This window comes from Shinella lacus (assembly GCF_010994755.1).
Classification (GTDB): Bacteria; Pseudomonadota; Alphaproteobacteria; order Rhizobiales; family Rhizobiaceae; genus Shinella; species Shinella lacus.
Genome location: NZ_WHSB02000019.1, coordinates 77,028 through 100,922, shown reverse-complemented (window position 1 = coordinate 100,922; position 23,895 = coordinate 77,028). Strand labels below are relative to the sequence as shown.

Sequence of the window (23,895 nt, the reverse complement as noted above, 5' to 3'; positions counted from 1 at the left end):
CCGGTCGCGAAAAAATCAGGCCGCAGCCTTGGCAAGCGTCGCCTTCTGGGTCTCGAAAGCCCAGGTCAGCCACGGCATCAGCGCTTCGAGGTCCGCGGTGTCGATGGTCGCACCGGCCCAGATGCGCAGGCCCGACGGGGCGTCGCGGTAGGCGCCGATGTCATAGGCGACACCCTGCTTTTCGAGCAGGGCGACGAGACCCTTGGCAAAGGCGGCCTGTGCATCGGCGTCGAGCGCTGCCACGTCCTTGTCGGCGATGGTCAGGCAGACCGAAGTGTTGGAGCGCGTTTCCGGCGCCTGGGCCAGGTTGGCGATCCAGTCGTTATTCTCGACGAAGTCGAAGATCACCTTGGCATTCGCATCAGCGCGCGCCATCAGCGCCTTGAGGCCGCCGATCTCCTTGGCCCAGAGCAACGCATCGATATAGTCTTCGACGCAGAGCATGGAGGGCGTGTTGATCGTCTCGCCCTGGAAGATGCCCTCGATGATCTTGCCGCCCTTGGTCATGCGGAAGATCTTCGGCATCGGCCAGGAAGGCGTGTAGCTTTCCAAGCGCTCGACGGCCCGCGGCGACAGGATGATAACGCCATGCGCGCCCTCGCCGCCCAGCACCTTCTGCCAGGAGAAGGTCACGACGTCGAGCTTGGCGAAATCGAGGTTCTGGGCAAACGCGGCCGAAGTTGCGTCGCAAATGGTGAGGCCCTTGCGGTCTGCGGGAATGAAGTCCGCGTTGGCGACGCGCACGCCGGAGGTCGTGCCGTTCCAGGTGAAGACCACGTCACGGTCGAAATCGATCGTGGAAAGGTCGGGCAGCAGGCCGTAGTCGGCCGTGATCTTGCGGGTGTCGGGGAGCTTAAGCTCCTTCACCACGTCGGAAACCCAGCCCGAGCCGAAGCTTTCCCAGGCGACCATGTCGACGCCGCGCGGGCCGAGCAGCGACCACAGCGCCATCTCGACGGCGCCGGTATCGGAGGCCGGCACGATGCCGATGCGGTAATCCGCCGGCACTTCCAGGATTTCACGGGTGAGGTCGATGGCCTGCTTGAGCTTGGTCTTGCCGACCTTGGCGCGGTGCGAACGACCGAGCGCGGCATCGGAAAGCGCTTCGAGCGACCAGTTGGGGCGCTTCGAGCAAGGGCCAGAAGAAAAATGGGTGTTGTTCGGACGCACGTCCGGAGCGGCGACGGTCTTCGTCATGATTGCTATCCTTCCAGATAGATAGCTCCTCGTTGGGGAGGAGTGTCCCGCCGCCGTGAATATGGAAGAGACCTTTTGAAGTCAAGCGGATTATGTCGCGAACGAAAAATAATCCGGCGCAATGGAAACGGCGCGCCGGTTGCCCGACGCGCCGCTCCAGAAACCGATGGGATGGACCTTACCAGGTGGTGACGCGGATACCGGCGCGGATCTCGTGCTTCTGGAAACCGTCGTCACGCCCGCGGGCGCTCACCGTGCCGACGCCCGGCACTTCGGTGCTGCCACTAAACATCTTGCCGCCGGCCATGTCGGTGAAGCGGTAGCCGAGGTCGAGCTTCACACGGTTGGTGAGATCGACCGAGGCGCCGGCCATCAGCGCATAGGTGAAGCGCCAGCTGTCGCCGCCCTTCACCCGGAGTTCCTCGAAGGTCTGCCCGCCGCAGGAACCCGTGCCGTTTTCGCAGTTTGCCTTGGCCCGGAAGCTGTCCCAGTTCATGTAGGTCACGCCCGCGCCGGCGCCGACATAGGGCGTGATGCCGGCATAGGTGCCGAGATCCACATAGCCGTTGGCAAGGAGGTGGGCGGCGTTGTAGTCCGCCTTCTGGCCGAGGCGGCAGGTCGTGCCGGCCGGCGCCGTGATGCAGGGCGAATCGATGTCGGAACCGCCGCGCAGCGAACCGCTGAAGAAATCCGTCGTCAGGTCGGCGCGCAGGAAATTGTTGAACTGGTAGCCCATGCCGACGCCGTAGGAGACCGGCTTGGAGAAGCGCGCATCGTCGAAGTCGCCTTCGGCAAAGGTCGAGCCGAACGCCTCGATCCGGTAGTCCGGCTTGTCATGGTTGACCCATCCGGCATAACCGAGATCGCCGCGGATGTACCAGCCTTCCGCCACCCCGCTCTCGGACACGTCGATTTCCGGCGCGTTGATGATGTCGAGGTCGCTCGCCAGCGCGCTCGTCGCGATGAGGCCGGCAAAAACGGCGATGCCAAGCGGTGCGATACGACGAAACATGGTCTCATCCCTTGAGGCCGGCACGGCCGGCGGTTGCGTGGAGGGTGCGAGGCCACGCATCGGGGGCCGCCTTACACCGTTGGTTAACCATAAATCTTAAGGAATGAAGAAACGGTTAAGTGGCCGGTTTTCCAGGCGATCGGCAAAACAAAAGGCCGCCCCGAAGGGCGGCCTTGAGAAGAGGTTCGGCATGATGCCGCTTACTTGTAGACCGGCTGCTCGACCGGGATGTCGACCGGCGGGATATAGGCCTGCTGTTCGCAGCCGTTGAAGGAGTAACGCAGACCGGCGCGCGCCTCGTGGCTGTAGAAGCCCTTGTCGCGGCCCGGACCGCCGCCGACATTGTAGCCGAACATGTTGCCCTTGGTGACGTGGCGGAAGCGGTAGCCGAGGTCGGCCTTCAGGTTGCAGGTCAGGTCGACGGAGGCGCCGGCCATCAGCGCATAGGTGAAGCGCCAGCTCTTCTTGCCGCGGTGGTGGAAGGTCGGATCGCAGTTCGTCGGATCGCCGTCGTCGCAAGACGTGTTGTCGAGGCCCTTCCAGTTCACGTACGTGCCACCGATACCGGCGCCGACATAGGGCGTGATCGAGCCGTAGGTGCCGATGTCCACATAGGCGTTAGCGAGCAGGCTGAGCGCGGTGAGCGACGAGACGTCCCGCGACGTGCAGTTCGGCGAAACGCCGCAGCCGCCCGAGGTCGAGCCCTTGAACTTCGACTTGAACATGTAGTCGAGCGTCACGTCCGTGCGGAAGTGCTCGTTGATCTGGTAACCGACACCGCCGCCGAGCGTGAAGCCGCTCTTCAGGTCCGTGGAGTCGAATTCACGAACGCGGTCGTTGGAGCCCTGGAAGTATTTCGCGCCGCGCAGCTTGTTATAGGACCAGCCCGTGTCGCCGCGCAGATACCACCCGCCCGTCTCGATGATGGCTTCCTGCACCGGTGCCTCTACGACCTCCGGCTGGTAGATATCGGCTGCGTAGCCGGTCGTGCCCGTCAGCAGGACCGCAACGACGCCACTCAAAACTTTCCTCATGGCCTTGCTCCAATAGGCTTTTGCTTGGCATGCCCGGCACACCGGATTCCAAGTCCCTCGATCAGGAGTGGATAATGGCGAGGAAAGGTTAAGGGCCGATTAACTACAAACATTTACCGTCTTTGTTAACGAGCGTTCACGCATTCGGTAAACAACATCTAAAATCTGAGTAATCTTCAAAAGAACTTCATCGGCAAAAAAGAAAAAGGCCGGCGCATTGGCACCGGCCCTTAAGAATAGATGAATCGAACAGGATCAGGCGGCGTTGCGCACGGAACCTATTACGGCGACCAGGTCGTCGACGATGCGCTCCACCTTCGCCCGGTCGTCGCCCTCCGCCATGACGCGGATCAGCGGTTCGGTGCCGGAGGGGCGGATGAGCAGGCGGCCGCTCTTGGCGAGCTCGCCTTCGGCATCGGCGATCGCCTGACGCACCGCCGCATCCTCCAGCGGCTGGCCCGCCTGGATGCGCACGTTCTTCAGCACCTGCGGCACCGGCTCGAAGCGGTTGCACACCTCGCTCACCGTCTTGCCGTTGCGCTTGACGCAGGCGAGCACCTGGAGGGCGGCAACGAGGCCGTCACCGGTCGTGCCGAAATCCGACAGCACGATATGGCCGGACTGTTCGCCCCCGACATTATAATCGTGCTGGCGCATATGCTCGACGACATAGCGGTCGCCGACCTTGGTGCGCTCAAGGCCGAGGCCCTTGGCGGTGAGGAACCGTTCAAGCCCAAGGTTCGACATGACGGTGGCGACGATGCCGCCGCCGCGCAGCATGCCATCGGCCGCCCAGCTTTCGGCGATAACGGCCATCAGCTGGTCGCCGTCGATGATCTTGCCGTTCTCGTCGATGATCTGCACGCGGTCGGCGTCGCCATCGAGCGCAATGCCGATATCGGCGCGCACCTCGTGCACCTTGCGCTGCAGGGCATCCGGATGCGTCGAGCCGCATTCGAGGTTGATGTTGAGGCCGTCCGGCTCATTGCCGATCGTCACGACGTCGGCACCCAGTTCCCAGAGTGCCGCCGGCGCCACACGGTAGGCGGCGCCATTGGCGCAGTCGATCGCGACGCGCAGGCCCTTCAGCGTCACGTCGCGCGGCAGGGTGCGCTTGGCATGTTCGATATAGCGATCATGCACGCCGTCGATGCGCTTGGCGCGGCCGATCTCGGCGGACTTGGCGAGCTGCGCCGTGATGTCCTTGTCGAGCAGATCCTCGATTTCCATCTCGATCTCGTCGGAAAGCTTGTAACCATCCGGGCCGAAGAGCTTGATGCCGTTGTCATAGAACGGGTTGTGCGAGGCGGAGATCATCACGCCGATATCGGCGCGCAGCGAGCGCGTCAGCATGGCGACGGCGGGCGTGGGGATCGGGCCGAGGATGAAGGCATCGATGCCGGCGGCGGTGAAACCCGCCACCATGGCGTTTTCCAGCATGTAGCCGGAGAGGCGCGTGTCCTTGCCGATCACCACGCGGTGGCGGTGCGCGCCGCGGCGGAAGAGCGTGCCCACGGCAATGCCGACCCGCATGGCAAGGTCCGGCGTCATCGGGAAGATGTTGGATTGTCCCCGGATACCGTCCGTGCCGAAATAACGACGTTTCATGTTCTCTCCTGAAAATCGCCGGCCTGGGCTGCGCTTATAGCGCTGCGCCCGGCTCTCAAGCGTCCATTCTGCCGCCCGCGCGTCCATCTCAGGGCAGAAGGCCGAAATACAATAATTCCGCCCTGTAATCTAATCCTTAAAACGGCGTAGAGCTGTCATACTTCTTTGCCACAAAAGCCGGCAAAGAGCATCCACCGCCCTATCAGAATTCATTACAGCCCGTTACCTAAAGAAAACGGCCGGAAAAGGATTTCCGGCCGTTTTCAATTCGGTCGATGGGATCGCTTATTGCGGCTGCGGTTCGAGACCGCCTTCCGCCTCGCCACCCTTCTTGTGGCCGGCCTTCGGCACGGCCGAACCGCGGTGCGGCGGCGTGTCGTCGCCGAGGTCGCGCGCGGGCTTTTCGCCACGGATCAGCGCCTTGATCTCTTCACCCGTCAGCGTCTCATATTCGAGCAGGCCTTCGGCCAGCGCCACGAATTCATGGTTCTGTTCGGTGATGATACGCTTGGCCTCGGAATAGGCCTCGTCGATCAGGCGGCGGATCTCGTTGTCGATCTTCTGCGCGGTCGCTTCAGAAACGTTCTTCTGCTGCGCGACCGAATGGCCGAGGAAGACTTCCTGCTGGTTTTCACCATAGGCGACCTGGCCGAGCTGGTCGGAGAAGCCCCACTGGGTCACCATCGCGCGGGCGAGCTTGGTCGCCTGCTCAATGTCCGAGGATGCGCCGGAGGTAATGTTGTCCTTGCCGAAGGTGATTTCCTCGGCAACGCGACCGCCCATCATGATGGCGAGGCGCGAGACCATCCACTTGTAGCTCATCGAGTAGCGGTCGCCTTCCGGCAACTGCATGACCATGCCGAGTGCACGGCCGCGCGGAATGATCGTCGCCTTGTGCAACGGATCGGCGAGCGGAACCTTGAGCGCGACGATGGCATGGCCGGCCTCGTGATAGGCCGTCAGCTTCTTCTCCGCCTCGGTCATCGCGGAGGAGCGGCGCTCTGCGCCCATCATGATCTTGTCCTTGGCGTCCTCGAACTCCTGCATGGTGACGAGGCGCTTGTTGCGACGCGCGGCCATCAGGGCAGATTCGTTGACGAGGTTCATCAGGTCGGCACCGGAGAAGCCGGGCGTACCGCGGGCAAGGATCTTGAGGTCGACGTTCGGCGCGAGCGGCACGTTGCGCACATGCACCTTGAGGATGCGCTCGCGGCCGACGATATCCGGGTTCGGCACGACGACCTGGCGGTCGAAACGGCCCGGACGCAGCAGCGCCGGGTCGAGAACGTCCGGACGGTTGGTCGCAGCGATCAGGATGATGCCTTCGTTCGCTTCAAAGCCGTCCATCTCGACAAGGAGCTGGTTCAGCGTCTGCTCGCGTTCGTCATTGCCGCCGCCGAGACCGGCGCCGCGATGACGGCCGACGGCATCGATTTCGTCGATGAAGATGATGCAGGGTGCGTTCTTCTTCGCCTGCTCGAACATGTCGCGCACACGGGATGCACCGACACCGACGAACATTTCGACGAAGTCCGAACCGGAAATGGTGAAGAAGGGCACGTTCGCCTCGCCCGCGACGGAACGTGCGAGCAGCGTCTTACCGGTACCGGGCGGGCCGACGAGCAGCACGCCGCGCGGAATGCGGCCACCGAGGCGCTGGAATTTCTGCGGGTCGCGCAGGAATTCGACGATTTCCTCGAGGTCCTGCTTGGCTTCATCGACGCCGGCGACATCAGCAAAGGTGACGCGGCCATGCGCTTCGGTCAAAAGCTTGGCCTTCGACTTGCCGAAACCCATGGCGCCACGCGAGCCACCCTGCATCTGGCGCATGAAGAACAGCCAGACGCCGAGGATCAGAAGCATCGGCAGCAATGTGCCGATATAGCTCAGGAACCCGGACGAACCGTCCGTCTCCGGCCGTGCGCTGACGACGACGTTCTTCGCCTCCAGGCGCTGGACGAGCGAGTTGTCGCCGGTCGGCGCATAGGTCTGGAAGGTCGCGCCGGTCTCGACATAGCTGCCGACAATCTTCTCGCCGGTGATGACGACTTCCTTCACCCGGCTCGAGTCGACCTCTTTGAGGAACTGCGAATAGGGGATTTCCCGCGAGCCGGTCTGCGCCGGGCTCGTCTGGAACATGCTGAACAGCGCGATCAGCAGGAGGGCGATGATCGCCCACAGGGCGAAGTTTCGGAAATTGGGATTCATCGAACTTTCCGGGCACTTTCCCGGCCGGGGTCTCCCAGCCGCTTCTTTGATGCCTAACATAGGGTCGCCGTGCGGCCTTGCCAAGGCAAAGCGCGCGCCCCCGGGGCTTTTCTCATAATATCGTCAACGCCGGAGAAGCTTCGGCATCGACAGTCATCGATACTTTAGCACAACGCTTTCGCCCGCGCCTTCATTCGTTAGGCGGAGACGAAAACGCCGGGCGCCCGAAAATTGCCGCGAGCGCATTGGCAAGCGGCAGATCGAAACGCGGCAGGAAACGGGCATAGGGCGCGATCTGCCGCTCGATTACCGCTTCCTCCGCAGGCACCACCCCGCCCTGCTCGAAATTCAGGCATAGCATGGCACGGCTGGCGCGCAGAGCCGGTCCGCGAAGGCCGGTGCCATCGGTTTCACCGGCCGGCGACACCACGATCGTCTGGCCGCTCCGGTTGGTCACGCGGAACCTGCCGTCCCACATGGCAGCCTCCCCTGCCGGGAGCACGGCGCGCTCGATTCCGCGATATTCGCGATAGAGGAACAAATCCTCGCGGCGGCGGTCGAAGACCACGCGGCCGGCGGTCAGCCGCGACAGTGTGCCGCTGGCGAGAAAGGCCCGCAAGCGCTCGGCCGACGCTGCCTCCAGCGCATGCACCCGACCTCCCACCGTCGCCGCCAATAGCAGCAGGCCGCGCCATGCCGACGGATCGGCCAGGACGATATCGATCGCGGCCGATTCCATCGCGACGAAGGCCTCGCCGGCTCGAACATTTCCGGCGAGAAAGCCCGCCGCGCGCTCAGAATGCAACGCCCTGTCATCGTTGGCCTGTTCTGGCGCCTCGCCCCTTTGGCGCAGGCGCACCCGTTCGAAACGGGGATTGTCGTTGCTCGGGTCGTCGAGCCAGCTCTCGCCATGAGCGACGAGAAACGCCCTGATAACGGCCCGTTCCACCAAGAGGAACGGCCGCAACAGCCATACAGAGCCGTTCAGCAAAACGGCATCCGCCATGCCGGAAAGGCCGATGCCCTCAGGCGCACGCGCGGCGCGCATCGCAACCGTTTCGTTCTGGTCATCGCTGTTATGGGCGGCGAGGATTGCGTCCGCGCCCATTTCGATGGCGGCCTCGGTGAGCAGGTCGTATCGTTTTTCACGGGCGGCGGCTTGCAGGCCGGCAGCGGGTTTGTCGCCGTGCCAGCGGCGGGTGACATGCGCGATGCCATGCCGCGCGCAAAGCGCTTCGACCCACCTTGCCTCCTCGGCCGAGCCGGCGCGAAGATCGTGGTCGATGGTGCAGGCGGAAAGGGTGATGTCCGGATAGCGCCCGGTCGCGCAGAGCGTGGCAAGCGCCACGAGGAGCCCGGTCGAATCGCTGCCGCCGGAAATAGCGATCAGCAGCCGCGCGGGGCGCTTGAAACTGTTCAGCAAACGGCCGGCTGCCTCTGCGACGGGATTTCCCGCGCGGGCCACGGCGTTTGCCCGGTCGGCAATCAGCAGGACAGGCGGCCCTGTTCGGACGTGACCTTGCTCTTCACGGCCTTGGAGGCGTTCGGATACCGCTTGTTCACTTCGCGCAGCGTCGCGCAGGCGGTCTCGCGGTTGTCGAGGGCGGCAAGCGACATGCCGAGCTTCAGCAGCATTTCCGGCGCCTTCTTCGACTTGCTGAACGTCTGGTGCGCGTTCAGGAAGGTCTTTGCGGCATCATTGAAATTGCCCTGCGAATATTGTGCTTCGCCGAGCCAGAAATTGGCGTCCGCCGCCTTCTCGCCGCTCGGGAAGATGTCGAGATAGTCGCGGAATTCACGCTCGGCGAGCTGGTAATCGCCGGAAAGTACATGGCCGTAGGCGACCTGGTAGAGATCGTCCGGATTGTCGAGCGAAGCCGTCGACGACTGCGAGGCCGCCGGCAGGCCGCCATCGACGCCCGGCAGCGAATTGTCGTTGCCGATCGAGGCGCTCTGGTTGTCGAGGTCCGGGTTCGTCGCAGCACCGATCGGGTTGCCGTTCTCGTCGAACTTGATGGAGCCGAGCTCCTGCGGCCCGGCGGCGCCATTGCCGTTTTCGGCATCCAGCGTGTCGGTCCCGGCGGTATCATCCGCCGGCACCCTGTTCGAAGCGATCTGCTGGTCGGCCGTGCCGCCATTCACCGGCTTGTCGAGCGCGCCGCTCTTGCCGGAGCCGCCGCTCTTTTCGATTTCCTGGAAGCGGTACTCGTTGTCTTCCTGCGTCTTGCGGAGCTGTTCCTGCATCTGGAGGAGCTGGTAGCTCATTTCCTCGATGCGGCCGTTGAGGCTGCGGATCTGCTCTTCGAGCTGGCCGACGCGCGGATCCATGGCCTGCGCCAGGATCACGTTGCCCTCACCCGACCGTTCGCTGTGGGCCGGCAGGAAGCCGTTCGCCAGCGCCGACAGCGGCGAAGCGCTGATCGGCCCGACCATGCCTGCTACCGCTGCGAGACTGAGAACGCCTGCCGCGACAAGTTTCTTCATCTATCTTCGTCCTGTTGGTCCCATGATGCGCCGAAGCGCCGCCGAAGAGTTTTCCCATATGCTCTCAAAAAGCAACGGAGTTCGGCCAAAGTGTGTTGAAAAAAGAAAGGCGGCCTCTCGGCCGCCTTTCGCACCATCCTTCCGAAGAAGGAATTACATGCCGGCGCCGCCGAGAACGGTGACAGCGCGGCGGTTCTGCGACCAGCAGGAAATGTCGTCGCAGACGGCGACCGGCTTTTCCTTGCCGTAGGAGATGGTCTTCATGCGGTTTGCCGGAATGCCGCGCGATGCGAGGTACTGGCGGGTCGCGGCAGCGCGGCGTGCGCCGAGCGCGAGGTTGTATTCACGCGTACCGCGTTCATCGGCATGGCCTTCGACCGTGATCGCGTAGTTCGGGTAGCGCTGCAGCCACTGGGCCTGGCGATCGAGCGTCGCTGCGGCATCGGCGCGAACCGACGAGGAGTCGGTGTCGAAGAAGATGCGGTCGCCGACATTGACCGTGAAGTCCTGCTGCGAGCCCGGCGTCGCGGCACCGGCGCCGCCGTTGAGGCCGAGGTCGCCGGCATTGTTCGGCATGTTCTTCTTGGAGGCGCAGCCTGCAAGGGCGAGCGTCATGAACAGGGCGATCATCACCGGGTTGCGGGCGATGGTCTGCATGCGGCCAGCGGCCGGGGAATGAATGCGGCTCATGAGCCGGTCTCCTTGCGTCAGTTCTTGCGTCAAGTTCATTGAAGCAGCGGTTTCAATCAGGGTTGCCAGACTGTAACCGCGAGCGGTTAATCCGCATTCAACGATTATGGTTAACGATTGCTTGTAAGACCGTCCCCGGCCCCTTGCCTAAAACGGAAACGGGCCTGCCCGTCTCGCCTTGCGCCCTGATTTACAGGACTTTGCGGCAAGAACGCGGCAGGCCCGCCACATATATGGTGCTACTCCAGAAGCGGCGACCAGGCCGGGTCGGAAGCGAAGCCCTTGGTCTGCACGGCCTGCTCGTTATAGCCGGAAAGGTCGATCGAATAGATCTGCGGACCACCAGCGCCGGCCGCCTGGCGGAAGAACATCAGCACGCGGCCGTTCGGCGCCCAGGTCGGGCCTTCATTGTGGAAGCCGGAGGTGAGGATGCGCTCGCCCGAACCGTCCGTCTTCATCACGCCGATCGAAAACTTGCCACCCGACTGCTTGGTAAAGGCGATGAGGTCGCCGCGCGGAGACCAGACCGGCGTGGAATAGGAGCCGTCGCCGAAGGAGATGCGGCGCTGGTTGGAGCCGTCGGCGCCCATCACGTAGAGCTGCGGCTTTCCGCCGCGGTCGCTTTCGAAGACGACCTGCGTGCCATCCGGCGAGTAGGAGGGCGAGGTGTCGATCGCCGCCGTCGAGGTGAGTCGCGTCGTGGTGCGCGAGCGCAGGTCCATCGTGTAGATGTTGGAATTGCCTTCCTGCTGCAAACTCATGATGACCTTCTGGCCATCCGGCGAGAAACGCGGCGAGAAGGTCATGCCCGGGAAGTTGCCGACCACCTCGCGCTGCCCTGTCTCAAGCTGGAGCAGGTAGACGCGCGGCTGGTTGCCCTCGAAGGACATGTAGGTGATTTCCTGGCGGTTTGGCGAGAAGCGCGGCGTCAGCACCAGCTCGTTGGCGTTGGTCAGCGCGCGAGCGTTGAAACCGTCCTGGTCCATGATGGCGAGCTGGCGCTTGCGAGCCGTCTTCGGGCCACTTTCGGCGACATAGACGACGCGGGTATCGAAGTAGCCCTTCTCACCGGTCAGGCGCTCATAGATCGCATCCGCAATGATATGCGCGACGCGGCGCCAATTTTCCGGCTGCGTGTAGAACTGCTGGCCGGTCAGCTGCTGGCCGGCAAAGGTGTCCCACAGGCGGAATTCGGCGCGCAGGCGCCCGTCGCCCTCCTGCGTCACGCGGCCCGTGACGAGCGCCTGCGCATTGATGACCTTCCAGTCGTCGAAGCGCGGCGGCTGGTCGGGGTTGGAAATCTTCTCGATGAAGGCCTGCTTGTTGACCGGTGCGAAGAGACCGGACCGCTTCAGGTCGGCCGCGATCACGTCGGTGATGCGCTGGCCGAGATCGCCGGCCGCGACGAAATCCGTCACCGCGATCGGCAGCGGTTCGACGTTACCCTTGTTGATGTTGATTTCCACGAGCGCCCAGGCCTGCGGCAGGCTAGCCACGAGGCCGGTCAGCACGACCAGGAATCGGAGGAGGTTGCGTCTGAACATCTATCTAGGCCTTCCTAGGTTCTTACATCATCTGGCTGGGGTCGAAGTTCACGATGACTTCGCTCCAGGCGTCATATTTTTCAGGTGGCAGGCCCTTGAAGGGCCGCGATTTCATGATGGCTCGGCGGGCACCGCCGGCAAGCGCGCGGCGTGCGGAATCCGAACCGCCCGTCGCCACAACTTCCGGCTCGCCGATAATGTCGCCGTTCTGGTCGAGCTGCATCTTGACCTGGATGCGCACGTCGGCAGCATCGGCAAGGCCGGGGATGATCGACCAGTTGTTCTGGATCTGGCCGCGTAGCGCGTCCATTTCGCTCAAGGAGAGCTTGGTGCCGCTCGTCGTCTTCTTGCCGCCGAGGGCTGCTTGCTCCTGCGAGCGCTTGGCGCCGCCGCCAGCCGCTTTTTCCTTGTTGAGAAGGGCTGCAACCTCGTCGGCGTTGAAGTCGCTGTCGTTCAGCGAACTCGCCTTTTCCTGCTTCTTCTTCTGGTCCTTCTTGCGGTCCGGCGTCTTGGCGGTCTCGGCCTTTGCCGTTTCCACCTTCTTTTCCTCGGGCTTTTCCGCGGTCTCGGTCTTCTTCGGCTCGATCTTCGGCTTCATCTCGGGAAGCGGGATCTTGTCGGGAAGCGCTTCGGCCTCCTCGGCCTCTGCCGGCTTTTCCTCCGAGGGAGTCGCCTCGGGCTTCGGGTCCGGCTTGACCTCCTGCTTGGTCTCGGGCAGTGCCGCGACCTCGGTCGAGGGCTCGCTGGCGGTTTCTTCCTGCTTGACGTCCTCGACGGGCTTGGTGTCCGGCGTCTGGACGACCTTTTCGGCCTTTTCCGGTGCGGCCGCGGTCTCGATATCGCGCGGCTTTTCCTCCGGCGTCGGCAGGTTCTTCAGGTCGACGTCGTTTTCGCCGGCATTTTCCGCATTCTCGACCGGGGTTTCTTTCTTGGTCGGAACCGGCGCCGCCTTTTCCTTCATTTCGGCTTTCTTGTCGCCCTGCTGGATCTGCGTCAGCTCCTCGATCGACACGATATCGACCGGCATGGCCTCGACGTTGGCGACGTCGAAGCTTTCAGGACTGCCGAGCGAAACCAGCGCCCAGGTCAGAACCAGGGTGTGGAGCACGGCGGATGTGGCGAGACTGCCCTTCATGGCGCGCAATCAATTGTCCGGTTTCTGATCGGTGACGAGGCCGATATTGGTGAACCCGCCCGCCTGGATGCGCGACATCACGTCGGCGACGATGCCATAGGGCGCATTGCCGTCGCCGCGCACGAAGACGCGCTCGGTATAACCCGTCGTCGCCACGGCCTGGAGCTTGGCGGCAACTTCGTCGATCGGGATCGGCGTTTCCTGCAGGAAGACCTGGCCGTCGGCCTTGACCGAAACGGTGATGGGCTGCGTATCGGCATTCAGCGCGCTCGCCTTCGTCTTCGGCAGGTCGATCGGCACGCCAACCGTCATCAGGGGTGCGGCCACCATGAAGATGATCAGCAACACCAGCATGACGTCGACGAACGGCGTTACGTTGATCTCGCTCATGGGAGCCTTCTTGCCCCCGCCGCGACGACGGCGGCCACCGCCCGAATTTTTTGTACCGACTGACATGCCCATGGCGTCGTCTCCGTCTCAGGACAGGATTACTGCGCCGCGGCGCGCGGCTGCAGCTTCTCGTCGATCTGGCGCGAGAGGATGGCGGAGAATTCGTCCGCAAACCCTTCCATGCGCGCCGTCAGCTTGCCGGCATCTGCGGAGAACTTGTTGTAGGCAATAACCGCCGGAATTGCGGCAAGAAGGCCGATGGCGGTCGCAAGAAGCGCTTCGGCGATACCGGGTGCCACGACCGCAAGGCTCGTCTGCTTGGAACCGGCGATCGCCTGGAACGAGGTCATGATGCCGACGACCGTGCCGAACAGGCCGACGAAGGGCGCCGAGGAGCCGATGGTCGCCAGCGACCCGAGCCGCGCTTCCAGCGTTTCGGATTCGCGCGACAGCGTCACGTCCATCGCCCGGTCGATACGCATCTGCAGCCCGATCGGCGATCGCGCGCCGCGCTCGAAACTCTTCTTCCATTCCCGCATCGCCGCCACGAAGATGGCGCTCATGCCGGAGGTCTGGCGGTCGGAGAGCGTGCGATAAAGCTCCTCCAGCGACTGCCCGGACCAGAAGACCTGCTCGAAACTATCGAGCTGGCGACGGGCCTTGCCGTAGCTCACCGTCTTGTCGACGACGATCGCCCACGTCCACACGGACGCGGCGATAAGGCCGAGCATGACCAGCTTGACGACGAACCCGGCTTGCATGAAGAGCGCCCAAAGGGTCACGCTGCCTGCCGCTTCCAAACCCACTTGTTCCATAGACCTATGTCCCCGAATCCAAACACCCGGCACGGGCCTTTGCGGCCACGACCGGGTAACATTCACGCCTTCGCGGTCTCCTGGGAGGTGGAACCCGCAATCGGCATTCACAAACACGACGTCGCAGCCAAGGATTTTCACCCGCACCCGCTTCGCATGTCCGTCAAGAATGTCCGGTTGATGCCGCCGGCCGCCATGCCGGTCAAACGCTTACAACCTGCCTTCTTGACGGCAAATTTGGTTAAAGGATGACGTGCAGTGCACAAAATCCTCACCACCTGAGTAAGACATCATTATGGTTAAGGGAGTGTTACTGCTAATGCGCGCCGGACGCTTCCTGCGCCTTGGCAAGAAAACGCGCCGCCAGACCTTCCGGCAGACGGCGTGGCCGACCCGCAGCATTGATGACCGCGATGATGACGCGCGCGGCGATCAGCAATTGCTCGCCGCGACGGATCTCCTGGTTCAGGATCATCTTGGCGCCGCCGGCCTTTTCCGTCGAGGTGACGATGGTCAGGATATCGTCCATGCGCGCCGGCGATTTGAAGTCGATCTCCATGCGATGCACGACGAAGACGAGCCCCTCGCGGTCCTCTTCCAGAACGAGGCTGCCCTGCTCAACGCCGAGCAGCCGCAGGTAATCCGTCCGCCCGCGCTCCAGGAAATGCAGGTAGCGGGCGTGATAGACCACGCCGGAAAAATCCGTGTCCTCGTAATAGACCCGCTGCGCGAGCCGGTGGCCCGCTTCGGTCAGTTCGCCTGAGAGGTGATGGTTCAAGTCGCTCATGGCGCTTCTCTCCCCCAAAGCGCCCGGAAATGCAAGGTTGCGGCGCTCAACCGAGTTCGACGACCATGATTTCCGGTGGTGAGCCGAAGCGCACGGGCGCGATCGAGCAGCCGAGCCCGCCGGAAACGCAGAGATGCCGGCCGTCCTCGACGACGTGGCCATAGGCGAAACGGTTGCCGAAGGCGGAGGGCACCATGGGCGAATAGCCGAACAACCGCACCTGACCGCCATGGGTGTGGCCGGACAAGGTGAGCGAGACCCGCGCCGGCACCTGCGGAAAGATATCCGGCTCATGCGCCAGGAGGATGACCGGCGCCTCGTCCGTCACCCGCGCCAGCGTGCCCGGCAGGTCATCGAGCCCGACATAACCGTAGCGGTTCCATTGCCGGCCGGGGCGCAACGCGATCTGGTCTTCCAACCCAGCGAGCCAGAAGGCACCAGTCGTCGTCTCGATCCGCGCGGCGCTGTTCGAGTAAACGGCAATGCCGGCATCGCGCAGTGCCCGGTGGCTGAAGGTTTCCCCGCCGCCGATCGCCTGCGCATCGTGATCGTCCCACCAGTCATGGTTTCCAAGCACCGCATGAACGCCAAGCGGTGCTTGAAGCGTCGAAAGCGCGGCCGCCCATGCCGCCGGCGGCACCTTGCCCCAAACGGCGCGCATGCTGGAGAGATAGTCGCCCAGCAGCACGACGATATCGCCGCGGAGATCATTGGCATGGCGGCAGATGTCGCCGATGCGGCGAGCGCTCATCCAGGGTTCGCAGGCATGGATATCGGCGAGCGCGACGATCCGCAGCTTCTGCCCTTCCGGCCATCCGGGCGGCGAAATCCGGTAGGTCGTCGTGCGCAGCCGGAGCAGCGGTTCGACGCCCACGGCATAGGCGGAGGACGAAAGGCCCGCGGCAACCAGTCCACCGAAGGCCTTCAGCACCCCGCGCCGCGTCAGCACATCAATCGTCCTCGGAAAACAGCCTGAACTGCGTCGCCTCAAGATCCTTGGGCGGCGTCAGGCCCATATGTTTCCAGGCATTTACGGTCAAAACACGGCCGCGCGGCGTGCGCTGGATGAAACCCTGCTGGATCATGTAGGGTTCGATGATGTCCTCGATCGCATCGCGCGGCTCGGAAAGACCCGCGGCGATCGTCTCAATCCCCACCGGCCCGCCGCTGAAATTGTGCGCGATCATCGACAGATAACGCCGGTCGAGCTGGTCGAGCCCCATATTGTCGACGAGAAGCCGCGTCAGCGCGTCGTCGGCGATGACGCGGGTTACCGCCTCGGCCCGCGCCACTTCGGCAAAATCGCGCACCCGGCGCAGCAGGCGCCCGGCGATGCGCGGCGTGCCCCGCGCCCGACGCGCGATCTCGTGGGCACCGTCCTCGGTGATGCCGAGCCCCATCAGCCGCGCGCCGCGGCGCACGATCGATTCCAGCTCCTCGACGGTGTAGAAATTCAGGCGCACCGGAATGCCGAAACGGTCGCGCAACGGCGTCGTCAGCAGGCCGAGGCGCGTGGTGGCGGCAACGAGGGTGAATTTCGACAGGTCGATCTTCACCGAGCGCGCCGCCGGCCCTTCGCCGATGATCAGGTCGAGCTGGAAATCCTCCATGGCCGGGTAGAGGATTTCCTCGACGGCCGGGTTGAGGCGGTGGATTTCGTCGATGAAGAGCACGTCGCGCTCCTCGAGATTGGTCAGCAGCGCCGCAAGGTCGCCGGCTTTCGCGATGACCGGGCCGGAGGTCGAGCGGAAATTGACGCCGAGTTCCTTCGCCATGATCTGGGCCAGCGTCGTCTTGCCGAGGCCGGGCGGGCCGACGAAGAGCACATGGTCGAGCGCCTCACCGCGATTCTTCGCCGCCTCGATGAAGATCTTGAGATTGGCGCGCGCCTCCGCCTGGCCGGTGAAATCGTCCAGCGTCTGCGGCCGCAAGGCCGTATCGATGTCCTCGCCGCGCTTTTCCGGCGCCAGCAGTCTGTCCTCGTCGCTCATGAGCGCCTAATCCCATTGTCCACGGCGGAAGGCAACCGCATCACCGCGACAATTCCTTGAGGCCGAGGCGGATGAGCTTTGCACTGTCGCCCCCCTCCCCGCCATTTTTCAGCGCGGCGGCGACGGCATTCGCCGCCTGGTCGCGCGAATAACCGAGATTGGTGAGCGCCGAGACCGCATCGGAAACCGGCGCCGAAGCCACCCCTTCCCCAAGCTCCTGCTTGAGCCCGATCGAGGCCGATGCCTCCCCCGCAAAGGCCGGCGCCTTGTTGCGCAGTTCGGTGACGATGCGCACCGCCACCTTCGGCCCGACGCCGGGCGCCCGCGACACCGCCGTCTTGTCCTGCAACGCGATGGCATTCGCCAGCTCGCCGGGCGTCAACGTGGAAAGCACCCCGAGCGCCACCTTCGAGCCGACACCCTGCACGCTCTGCAACAGCCGGAACCATTCCCGCTCCAGCGCCGTCAGGAACCCGAAAAGCCGGAACTGGTCCTCCCGCACATAGGTCTCGATGAACAGCACCGCCGCCTCGCCGGCTGACCCCAGCTTCCCAAGCGTGCGCGCCGAGCAATGGGCGACATAGCCGACCCCGTGCACGTCGATGACCACATGGTCGTCGCCGATCTCATCGATTGTGCCTTTGAGTTTGCCGATCATGAAAGGGGTCCGTCAGGGATGGGTTTCGGGAGAGATGATGTCGAGCGCGGGAAAGTAGGTGCGATAGCGTGCAGTGTCGCGCGTGAGCAGGCGATGTCCCCGGGCTTCCGCATGCGCGCCGATGAGAAAATCCGGCAAGGTGCGCTCCCGCTGCCCGCCCGCCCTCCGATAGTGCTGGTGCACAAGCCCGGCGCGATAGGCCGCAGAAAAGGGCAGAGCCTCACGCTGCAGGTTGAGTCTCGACAGCGCAAGCGCCAGCTCGTCCTCGCTCGGCAGCAGCCCGGCCAGCTCAGACCAGACGACCGGCGTCATGATGAACTGCGCCTGCGGCTTGAGCGCCAGGATGATTTGGGAAGACCAGATCTTGAACGGCGTCTCCGGTCCAAACACGTCGATGAAGATGTTCGTGTCAACCAGGACCGAGGTCATCGCGCGGCCCCCTCAGCCATTCCATATATTCGTCCGTCGTCATGCCGCCGGTATCGAACGTGCCGCTCACGCTTTTGAGCCAGCTCTCGAAATCTTCAGGCTCCTGCGCCTTGCCGCCCGAGACGACAATCAGCCGCGCCCCCCTGTCGTCGGCGACAAAATCCACCTCCGATCCCGGACCGATATTCAAACGGTCGCGGATATCCTTCGGAATCGTCACCTGGCCTTTTTCCGTCACACGCATGGTAATACCTCTGCGGTATTACTTATCGCCCACCCCGGAACAAGTCAAGAACAAATCAGCCGACGAGCTTGGCGAGGCGGCCGGAGAGGCCCTGGCGGTTGTGGGCGTGGCAGATGGCGATGGCCAATGCATCGGCGGCGTCGTTGCCGGTGAAGGTCGCCTTCGGCATCAGAACCTTCAGCATCATATGGATCTGCTGCTTTTCGCCATGCCCGACGCCGATGACGGCTTTCTTCACCGCATTCGGCGCATATTCCGCCACCCGCAGGCCGGCGCGCGCCGGCACCAGCATGGCGATACCGCGCGCCTGGCCGAGCTTCAGCGTCGCCACCGCATCCTTGTTGACGAAGGTCTGCTCGACGGCGGCCTCATGCGGCTGGTGGCTGTGGATGATGTCGGCAAGGCCGTCATGCAGCTGGCAGAGACGCGAGGCGAGATCGGCGTCGCCATCGGAGGTCACGGTGCCGGACGCGACGAAGCGCAGCGAATTGCCCAGCGTCTCGATGATGCCCCAGCCGGTGCGGCGAAGCCCCGGATCGATACCGATGATGCGAATCATGTCCTGCATGCGAAAACCCTAATCCTGTCCACCGGACCCTGCCAGCGAAATGTGAACAAAACAAAAACAAATGGCCGTTTGCAGAAGCGCTCGCGAAAAGCTGGGGCGGATCGCTTGGATTTCACAAAACTGAACCTACATGGGAGCACAATCAAATCTACTCATAGCGAGGCCGCTCCCATGGTGCCCTTCTCCATCCTCGACCTTTCCCCGGTCATCGAAGGCGGCACAGTCGCCCAGTCGCTCGAAAATTCGCGCCGTCTCGCGCAGGAGGCGGAAGCCTACGGCTACAAGCGCTTCTGGCTCGCCGAACATCACGGTATGCGCGGTATCGCCAGCGCCGCCACCTCGCTGGTCATCCAGCATGTCGCGGCGGGCACGCAGAAAATCCGCGTCGGCTCGGGCGGCATCATGCTGCCGAACCATTCGCCGCTGGTCATCGCCGAACAGTTCGGCACGCTCGCTGCGCTCTTCCCGGACCGCATCGACCTCGGCCTCGGCCGCGCGCCCGGCACCGACATGCGCACGGCCCAGGCACTGCGCCGAAACCTCGACAGCGCCGCCAACAATTTCCCGCAGGATGTCGTCGAGCTTATGCAGCTGATGGGGCCGACGAGCCCGCAGCAGCAGGTCATCGCCATTCCCGGTGCAGGCACCAATGTGCCCGTCTGGCTGCTCGGCTCCAGCCATTATTCGGCGCATCTCGCCGGCATGCTCGGCCTGCCCTTCGCCTTCGCCTCGCATTTCGCGCCGGACATGCTGCTGACGGCGCTGGAAATCTACCGCGAGCGCTTCGAGCCCTCGCAATATCTCGACAAGCCGCATGCCATGGTCGGCGTGATGGGGGCGGCGGCCGATACGGATGCGGAGGCCGATTACCTCTTCACCTCGATGCAGCAATCCTTCGTGCGCCTGCGCCGCGGCACGCCCGGCGCCTTCCCGGCACCGGTGGATGACATGGATCCGCACTGGAGCGATGGGGAGCGCATCAATGTCGAGCACACGCTGCAATATGCGGTGGTCGGCGGGCCGGAGAAGATCCGCCGCCGCATCGCGGATTTCCTGTCGATCACCAAGGCCGACGAGTTCATCGTCTCCATGCCGATCTACGACATGGACGCCCGGCTGAAATCGGTCCGGCTCTTCGCCGAGGCGCAACAGGGACTTGCCCTCGCCGCCTGAACAAAAAAGGCCGGGGCCTTGCGGCACCCGGCCTTTTCTTTGACTGCGACCTAGCGGATCAGGCCGAGAGCTTGGCCATGACTTCGTCGGAGACTTCGAAGTTCGAGTAGACGTTCTGCACGTCGTCGTCGTCTTCCAGCGTGTCGATGAGCTTCATCAGCGACTGCGCCTTTTCCTCGTCGACCGGCACGGTGTTCTGCGCCTTCCAGATCGCCTTGACGGTCTCGGCTTCGCCGAGCTTGTCTTCCAGCGCCTTGGAAACGTCACCGATATCCTCGAAGCCGCAGATGATCGTGTGGCCGTCCTCGTCGGTCGTCACGTCTTCTGCACCGGCATCGATGGCGGCTTCCATGACGGCGTCAGCACTGCCGACGGCAAGCTTGTAGGTGATTTCGCCGACGCGATCGAAGGAGAAGGAGACCGATCCGGTTTCGCCGAGCGCGCCGCCGGCCTTCGAGAAGGTCGAGCGGACGGAGGAGGCGGTGCGGTTGCGGTTGTCGGTCAGCGCTTCCACGATGACGGCGACGCCGCCCGGCCCATAACCCTCGTAGCGGACTTCCTCGTAGTTCTCGCCGTCGACGCCGGAGGCCTTCTTGACGGCACGCTCGATATTGTCCTTCGGCATGGACTGCGCCTTGGCGTTCTGGATCGCCAGGCGCAAGCGGGCGTTCATCGACGGGTCGGGCAGACCGGTCTTCGCCGCCACCGTGATTTCACGGGCAAGCTTGGAGAACATTTTCGACCGCACGGAATCCTGCTTGCCCTTGCGGTGCATGATATTCTTGAACTGTGAATGGCCAGCCATGGCACCCCTGTCTCGTTTTTTGGCGCCCGTTTCCGGTCGCCGATCACTGTGCCGGAGCCCCTGCCGCGGTGACGCGCCAGCCTGCTGCCCCGATTTTCGAAATGCCGCCTTATAATTTCATTGCCGCCGAACGTCCAGCAGTCCCGCAAACAAAGCGGCGACCGCCTCAATCGGCCCGCACGCGGGCGCGGCTGAGCAGGAAGGAATGGCCGTCATTGCGCTCGCAGGTCAGGCCCGTGCGCTCCGAATAGCAGGTGAAGGGACCGGCAGACCAGGTCTCGCCATAGTCCAAGGTGTTCGCGCTGCCGCAGCAGCCCTGATCGCCGACATTGCTTTTCACGGAGGCCTTGCCGCTGCGCCCGAGCGTCGCGCGCAGGTATTTCGGCTCGACGCGGTCGCAGGAGAGTTCCGGTCCGCCATCGGCCGGCTGGTAGACCGCCGTGCCGCCCTCGGGAATGTAGATGCAGCCGATATTACCGGACGGCAGGATAAAATCCTCCGCCACGCCGAGGGTGCGCGTCGGGAGCTTTTCCACCGGCTGGGTCGCAAGCCCGCGCGGCTGGCCGGATTCGCCACCGGGGCCTTCGGGCGTCGGCGCACCGCTCGCGAGGGCAAGCGTGCAGGAAAGCAGAAAGGCGGGCACGGCAATGAGAAAGCGCATCAAAAACTCCGGCATCAGACGCCGGAGAGAATATGGATCGTCGGCCGCTTGGGCAAGCTGCGGATGGAAACGGTCATCGTCGCATCATCGTCGGTCACCGCGTCGAAGCCCGTGCCGAACATCGACAGGAACTGGCTGATCGGCGGCCCGCGGCGGTGCATGGGCAGGATCAGCGAGGAGCGCAGGCGCTGCACGACGCGGCTCATGCTCTCCGCCCCCATCGTCAGACCGCCGTCGACCGGCACCATCAGCACGTCGAGCCGGCCGATCTCGGCATATTGTTTTTCGGTCAGTTCATGATGCAGGTGGCCGAGATGGCCGATGCAGAGGCCCGCGACCTCGAAGATGAAGATGGAATTGCCGTTCGCCTCCATCGATCCGCCCCAGTTGCGGATATCGGTCGGTACGTTGCGGATATAGGTGTCGCCCACCACGACATCGTGGTCCGCGCCCTTCGGCGAGCCATCCTGCCAGCCGTGCAGCACATATTCGATGCCGGGTTCCGGGTTCGTCGTGTAGTGGCTGGAATGCGCCTTGTTCATCGTCACCACGGTCGGCAGCGCCGGCGGCTTGTACCAGCCGTTATAGTCGGTGGCGATTTTCACGCCGGCCGGCGTTTCGAGGAAGAAGGTCGAGTGGCCGATATAGGTGATCTTCACCTCCTCGTTCGCCTTGGCCTGCACCTTGAGGGCGGGTTCGGCGGAAAAGCTGGCGAAGGTGACGGAGGGAAGCGAGCGCGCGATCATCTGGCACTGGCTGACGGGCGTTTCCGCCTGTGCCGATGCTGGCCGGGATTCCGCAAACACGGCGAAGGCTGCAACGATCAACGGAATGAGCAGGAGATGCGGCATCAGCGGCTCCGTTCATTGGGTCGGCGGGACTATGCGCCCGCAAGCATCGCCGGTCGAGATTTGCCGGCCGGCGCGGCGATCACAATCCGTTGACCGGCCGTTGACTGGCCATCGAGCGGAACCTTGGACGCCCCCTCACGTTCCCTTGCCATCAACGCCAACAGACGAGAGGAATATCCATGTCCAATCTCACCCGTGCCCGCGAAAACCCGAAGGAACAGCTCTTCGACGAAATCGACAAGATCCATGCCGGCATGCTCGGCGTCGAGGGCAGCCACATGCATATGCAGCCGATGGCGCCGCAGCTCGACCGCCAGACGGCAACGATCTGGTTCTTCACCAGGACGGATGCGGAAATCGTCGATGCCATCTCGCCCGGCTCGCGCGCGCATTTCTGCGTCGTCGGCAAGGACCATGACTACCATGCCTGCCTTGCCGGCCGCCTGTCCGTGCGCAAGGACCCGGCCAAGATCGACGAATACTGGAGCTCGATCGTCGAAGCCTGGTTCGACCATGGCAAGGACGACCCCAGGCTCACCATGCTGGCGCTGGAAATCGAGGACGCCGAAGTCTGGGCCTCGACCGGCAGCAAGCTGAAATTCGGCTGGGAAATCGCCAAGGCGAACTTCAATCCGGACGAGGAGCCCGATGTCGGCGTAAAGGCGCACCTGACCTTCAACGGCGGCTCGGCCGATCACCTGCGCCACATGATCTGAGACTTTTGTTTTTCCCGCATTATCCGACGTCGAAGCGATGTCGCTTCGACTGGAAATGCTCTAGCGCCAGAACTCCGGCACCGCTTCGGCCAACCGCGGGCCGAGCCGGAGCGGTGCGACCTTTTCGGCAAGCCCCGTGCGGTCGGAGATTTCGACCGCAAGGCCGCAGATCGTCGCCGGTCCGGACGCCGCCTCGAATCGGCTTTTCGGCATTTTCGAGATGAAGCGGTTGAGCGGCTCTTCCTTCTCCATGCCGAGAGAAGAATCGTAATCGCCGCACATGCCGGCATCCGACATATAGGCCGTGCCGCCGTTCAAGATCTGGCAATCGGCCGTCGGCACATGGGTGTGCGTGCCGACGACGACGCTGGCGCGTCCATCGACGAAATGGCCGAAGCACTGCTTCTCGCTGGTCGCCTCGGCGTGGAAATCGAAGATCACGGCATCCGCCTGCTCGCCCAACGGGCAGGAGGCAAGAATGGCCTCGCCCGACTTGAAGGGGTCGTCCAGTTCGGGATGCATGAAGACGCGGCCCATGATGTTGGCGACAAGCACCCGCGCGCCATTCTTGGCAACAAACAGATTGGCACCACGGCCGGGCGTGCCGGCGGGATAGTTTGCGGGGCGCAGGAACTGGTCGTGCCGGCCGGCGAAGGTTACGGCCTCCTTCTGGTCCCAGACGTGGTTGCCTGTCGTCACGACGTCGGCGCCGGCATTTATGGTTTCGAGAAAGATCTCTTCGGTGATGCCGAAGCCGCCGGCCGCGTTCTCCCCGTTGACGACGACGAAATCCAGCTTGAAATCGCTGATCAGCCCCGGCAGGCGCTGCCAGACGGCCGTCCGCCCGGTCTTGCCCACCATATCGCCCAGAAAGAGAAAACGCATCGAAACTGCC

Annotated in this window: 25 protein-coding genes; 2 read left to right on the top strand and 23 right to left on the bottom strand. The window is 63.7% G+C overall.

Going from position 1 to position 23,895, the window contains the following annotated elements:
* Positions 1-15: 15 nt before the first annotated feature.
* The 19 genes from GB927_RS30590 to ruvC form a co-directional block, all read right to left on the bottom strand.
* Positions 16-1,197, bottom strand: coding sequence for a phosphoserine transaminase (locus GB927_RS30590; RefSeq protein ID WP_256121005.1), 1,182 nt, complete (start codon positions 1,195-1,197; stop codon positions 16-18).
* A 178-nt stretch (positions 1,198-1,375) separates the two neighbouring features.
* Positions 1,376-2,209, bottom strand: a complete 834-nt coding sequence (locus tag GB927_RS30585) for an outer membrane protein (RefSeq protein ID WP_256121004.1) — start codon at positions 2,207-2,209, stop codon at positions 1,376-1,378.
* A 200-nt stretch (positions 2,210-2,409) separates the two neighbouring features.
* Positions 2,410-3,243 carry an outer membrane protein gene (locus GB927_RS30580; RefSeq protein WP_256121003.1) on the bottom strand — a complete coding sequence of 278 codons (834 nt, stop codon included), beginning with the start codon at positions 3,241-3,243 and terminating at the stop codon, positions 2,410-2,412.
* 255 nt (positions 3,244-3,498) lie between these two features.
* Positions 3,499-4,851: a phosphoglucosamine mutase gene (glmM, locus tag GB927_RS30575; protein WP_256121002.1), complete on the bottom strand. Its 1,353-nt coding sequence runs from the start codon at positions 4,849-4,851 to the stop codon at positions 3,499-3,501.
* Positions 4,852-5,136: 285 nt separating this feature from the next.
* A complete protein-coding gene (ftsH, locus tag GB927_RS30570; protein WP_256121001.1) occupies positions 5,137-7,059 on the bottom strand; it encodes an ATP-dependent zinc metalloprotease FtsH in 1,923 nt (640 codons plus the stop codon).
* A 190-nt stretch (positions 7,060-7,249) separates the two neighbouring features.
* Positions 7,250-8,524 (bottom strand): tRNA lysidine(34) synthetase TilS, encoded by a 1,275-nt coding sequence (gene tilS, locus GB927_RS30565; protein ID WP_256121000.1) that lies wholly within the window; start codon positions 8,522-8,524, stop codon positions 7,250-7,252.
* Between the two features lie 20 nt (positions 8,525-8,544).
* The gene (ybgF, locus tag GB927_RS30560; RefSeq protein WP_256120999.1) at positions 8,545-9,543 is read right to left on the bottom strand and encodes a tol-pal system protein YbgF; all 999 of its coding nucleotides are present in this window, start codon (positions 9,541-9,543) and stop codon (positions 8,545-8,547) included.
* 153 nt (positions 9,544-9,696) lie between these two features.
* Positions 9,697-10,233 carry a peptidoglycan-associated lipoprotein Pal gene (gene pal, locus GB927_RS30555; RefSeq protein WP_256120998.1) on the bottom strand — a complete coding sequence of 179 codons (537 nt, stop codon included), beginning with the start codon at positions 10,231-10,233 and terminating at the stop codon, positions 9,697-9,699.
* 239 nt (positions 10,234-10,472) lie between these two features.
* Positions 10,473-11,777, bottom strand: a complete 1,305-nt coding sequence (tolB, locus tag GB927_RS30550) for a Tol-Pal system beta propeller repeat protein TolB (RefSeq protein ID WP_256120997.1) — start codon at positions 11,775-11,777, stop codon at positions 10,473-10,475.
* Between the two features lie 22 nt (positions 11,778-11,799).
* Entirely contained in the window at positions 11,800-12,912 is a 1,113-nt protein-coding gene (tolA, locus tag GB927_RS30545) for a cell envelope integrity protein TolA (RefSeq protein WP_256121023.1), read from the bottom strand.
* 9 nt (positions 12,913-12,921) lie between these two features.
* The gene (tolR, locus tag GB927_RS30540) at positions 12,922-13,374 is read right to left on the bottom strand and encodes a protein TolR (protein WP_256120996.1); all 453 of its coding nucleotides are present in this window, start codon (positions 13,372-13,374) and stop codon (positions 12,922-12,924) included.
* 26 nt (positions 13,375-13,400) lie between these two features.
* Positions 13,401-14,117, bottom strand: a complete 717-nt coding sequence (gene tolQ / locus GB927_RS30535) for a protein TolQ (RefSeq protein ID WP_256120995.1) — start codon at positions 14,115-14,117, stop codon at positions 13,401-13,403.
* Between the two features lie 316 nt (positions 14,118-14,433).
* Complete coding sequence (gene ybgC, locus GB927_RS30530; protein WP_256120994.1) at positions 14,434-14,904, bottom strand: tol-pal system-associated acyl-CoA thioesterase; 471 nt, start codon at positions 14,902-14,904, stop codon at positions 14,434-14,436.
* A gap of 46 nt (positions 14,905-14,950) precedes the next feature.
* Complete coding sequence (locus GB927_RS30525; protein WP_256120993.1) at positions 14,951-15,853, bottom strand: metallophosphoesterase; 903 nt, start codon at positions 15,851-15,853, stop codon at positions 14,951-14,953.
* Between the two features lies 1 nt (position 15,854).
* Positions 15,855-16,895 (bottom strand): Holliday junction branch migration DNA helicase RuvB, encoded by a 1,041-nt coding sequence (gene ruvB / locus GB927_RS30520; RefSeq protein ID WP_256120992.1) that lies wholly within the window; start codon positions 16,893-16,895, stop codon positions 15,855-15,857.
* Positions 16,896-16,935: 40 nt separating this feature from the next.
* Positions 16,936-17,553, bottom strand: coding sequence for a Holliday junction branch migration protein RuvA (gene ruvA, locus GB927_RS30515; protein ID WP_256120991.1), 618 nt, complete (start codon positions 17,551-17,553; stop codon positions 16,936-16,938).
* A gap of 12 nt (positions 17,554-17,565) precedes the next feature.
* Positions 17,566-17,982 carry a type II toxin-antitoxin system VapC family toxin gene (locus GB927_RS30510; protein ID WP_256120990.1) on the bottom strand — a complete coding sequence of 139 codons (417 nt, stop codon included), beginning with the start codon at positions 17,980-17,982 and terminating at the stop codon, positions 17,566-17,568.
* Entirely contained in the window at positions 17,963-18,226 is a 264-nt protein-coding gene (locus GB927_RS30505) for an AbrB/MazE/SpoVT family DNA-binding domain-containing protein (RefSeq protein WP_256120989.1), read from the bottom strand. The genes GB927_RS30510 and GB927_RS30505 overlap by 20 nt, the downstream gene beginning before the upstream one ends.
* A 55-nt stretch (positions 18,227-18,281) precedes the next feature.
* Positions 18,282-18,794 carry a crossover junction endodeoxyribonuclease RuvC gene (gene ruvC, locus GB927_RS30500; protein ID WP_256120988.1) on the bottom strand — a complete coding sequence of 171 codons (513 nt, stop codon included), beginning with the start codon at positions 18,792-18,794 and terminating at the stop codon, positions 18,282-18,284.
* Between the two features lie 171 nt (positions 18,795-18,965).
* Between ruvC and GB927_RS30495 the strand changes: the two genes are divergently transcribed.
* On the top strand, positions 18,966-19,967 hold the full coding sequence (locus tag GB927_RS30495; RefSeq protein WP_256120987.1) for an LLM class flavin-dependent oxidoreductase: 1,002 nt from the start codon (positions 18,966-18,968) through the stop codon (positions 19,965-19,967).
* A gap of 58 nt (positions 19,968-20,025) precedes the next feature.
* On the opposite strand, the gene GB927_RS30490 is transcribed toward GB927_RS30495, so the two are convergent.
* The 3 genes from GB927_RS30490 to GB927_RS30480 form a co-directional block, all read right to left on the bottom strand.
* Positions 20,026-20,772, bottom strand: coding sequence for a YebC/PmpR family DNA-binding transcriptional regulator (locus tag GB927_RS30490; protein ID WP_256120986.1), 747 nt, complete (start codon positions 20,770-20,772; stop codon positions 20,026-20,028).
* A 166-nt stretch (positions 20,773-20,938) separates the two neighbouring features.
* Positions 20,939-21,433, bottom strand: a complete 495-nt coding sequence (locus GB927_RS30485; protein ID WP_256120985.1) for a hypothetical protein — start codon at positions 21,431-21,433, stop codon at positions 20,939-20,941.
* A 14-nt stretch (positions 21,434-21,447) separates the two neighbouring features.
* Complete coding sequence (locus tag GB927_RS30480; RefSeq protein WP_256121022.1) at positions 21,448-22,287, bottom strand: MBL fold metallo-hydrolase; 840 nt, start codon at positions 22,285-22,287, stop codon at positions 21,448-21,450.
* Between the two features lie 176 nt (positions 22,288-22,463).
* Between GB927_RS30480 and GB927_RS30475 the strand changes: the two genes are divergently transcribed.
* Complete coding sequence (locus tag GB927_RS30475; RefSeq protein ID WP_256120984.1) at positions 22,464-23,000, top strand: pyridoxamine 5'-phosphate oxidase family protein; 537 nt, start codon at positions 22,464-22,466, stop codon at positions 22,998-23,000.
* A 60-nt stretch (positions 23,001-23,060) separates the two neighbouring features.
* On the opposite strand, the gene GB927_RS30470 is transcribed toward GB927_RS30475, so the two are convergent.
* Positions 23,061-23,885, bottom strand: coding sequence for a TIGR00282 family metallophosphoesterase (locus GB927_RS30470; RefSeq protein ID WP_256120983.1), 825 nt, complete (start codon positions 23,883-23,885; stop codon positions 23,061-23,063).
* Between the last annotated feature and the right edge of the window lie 10 nt (positions 23,886-23,895).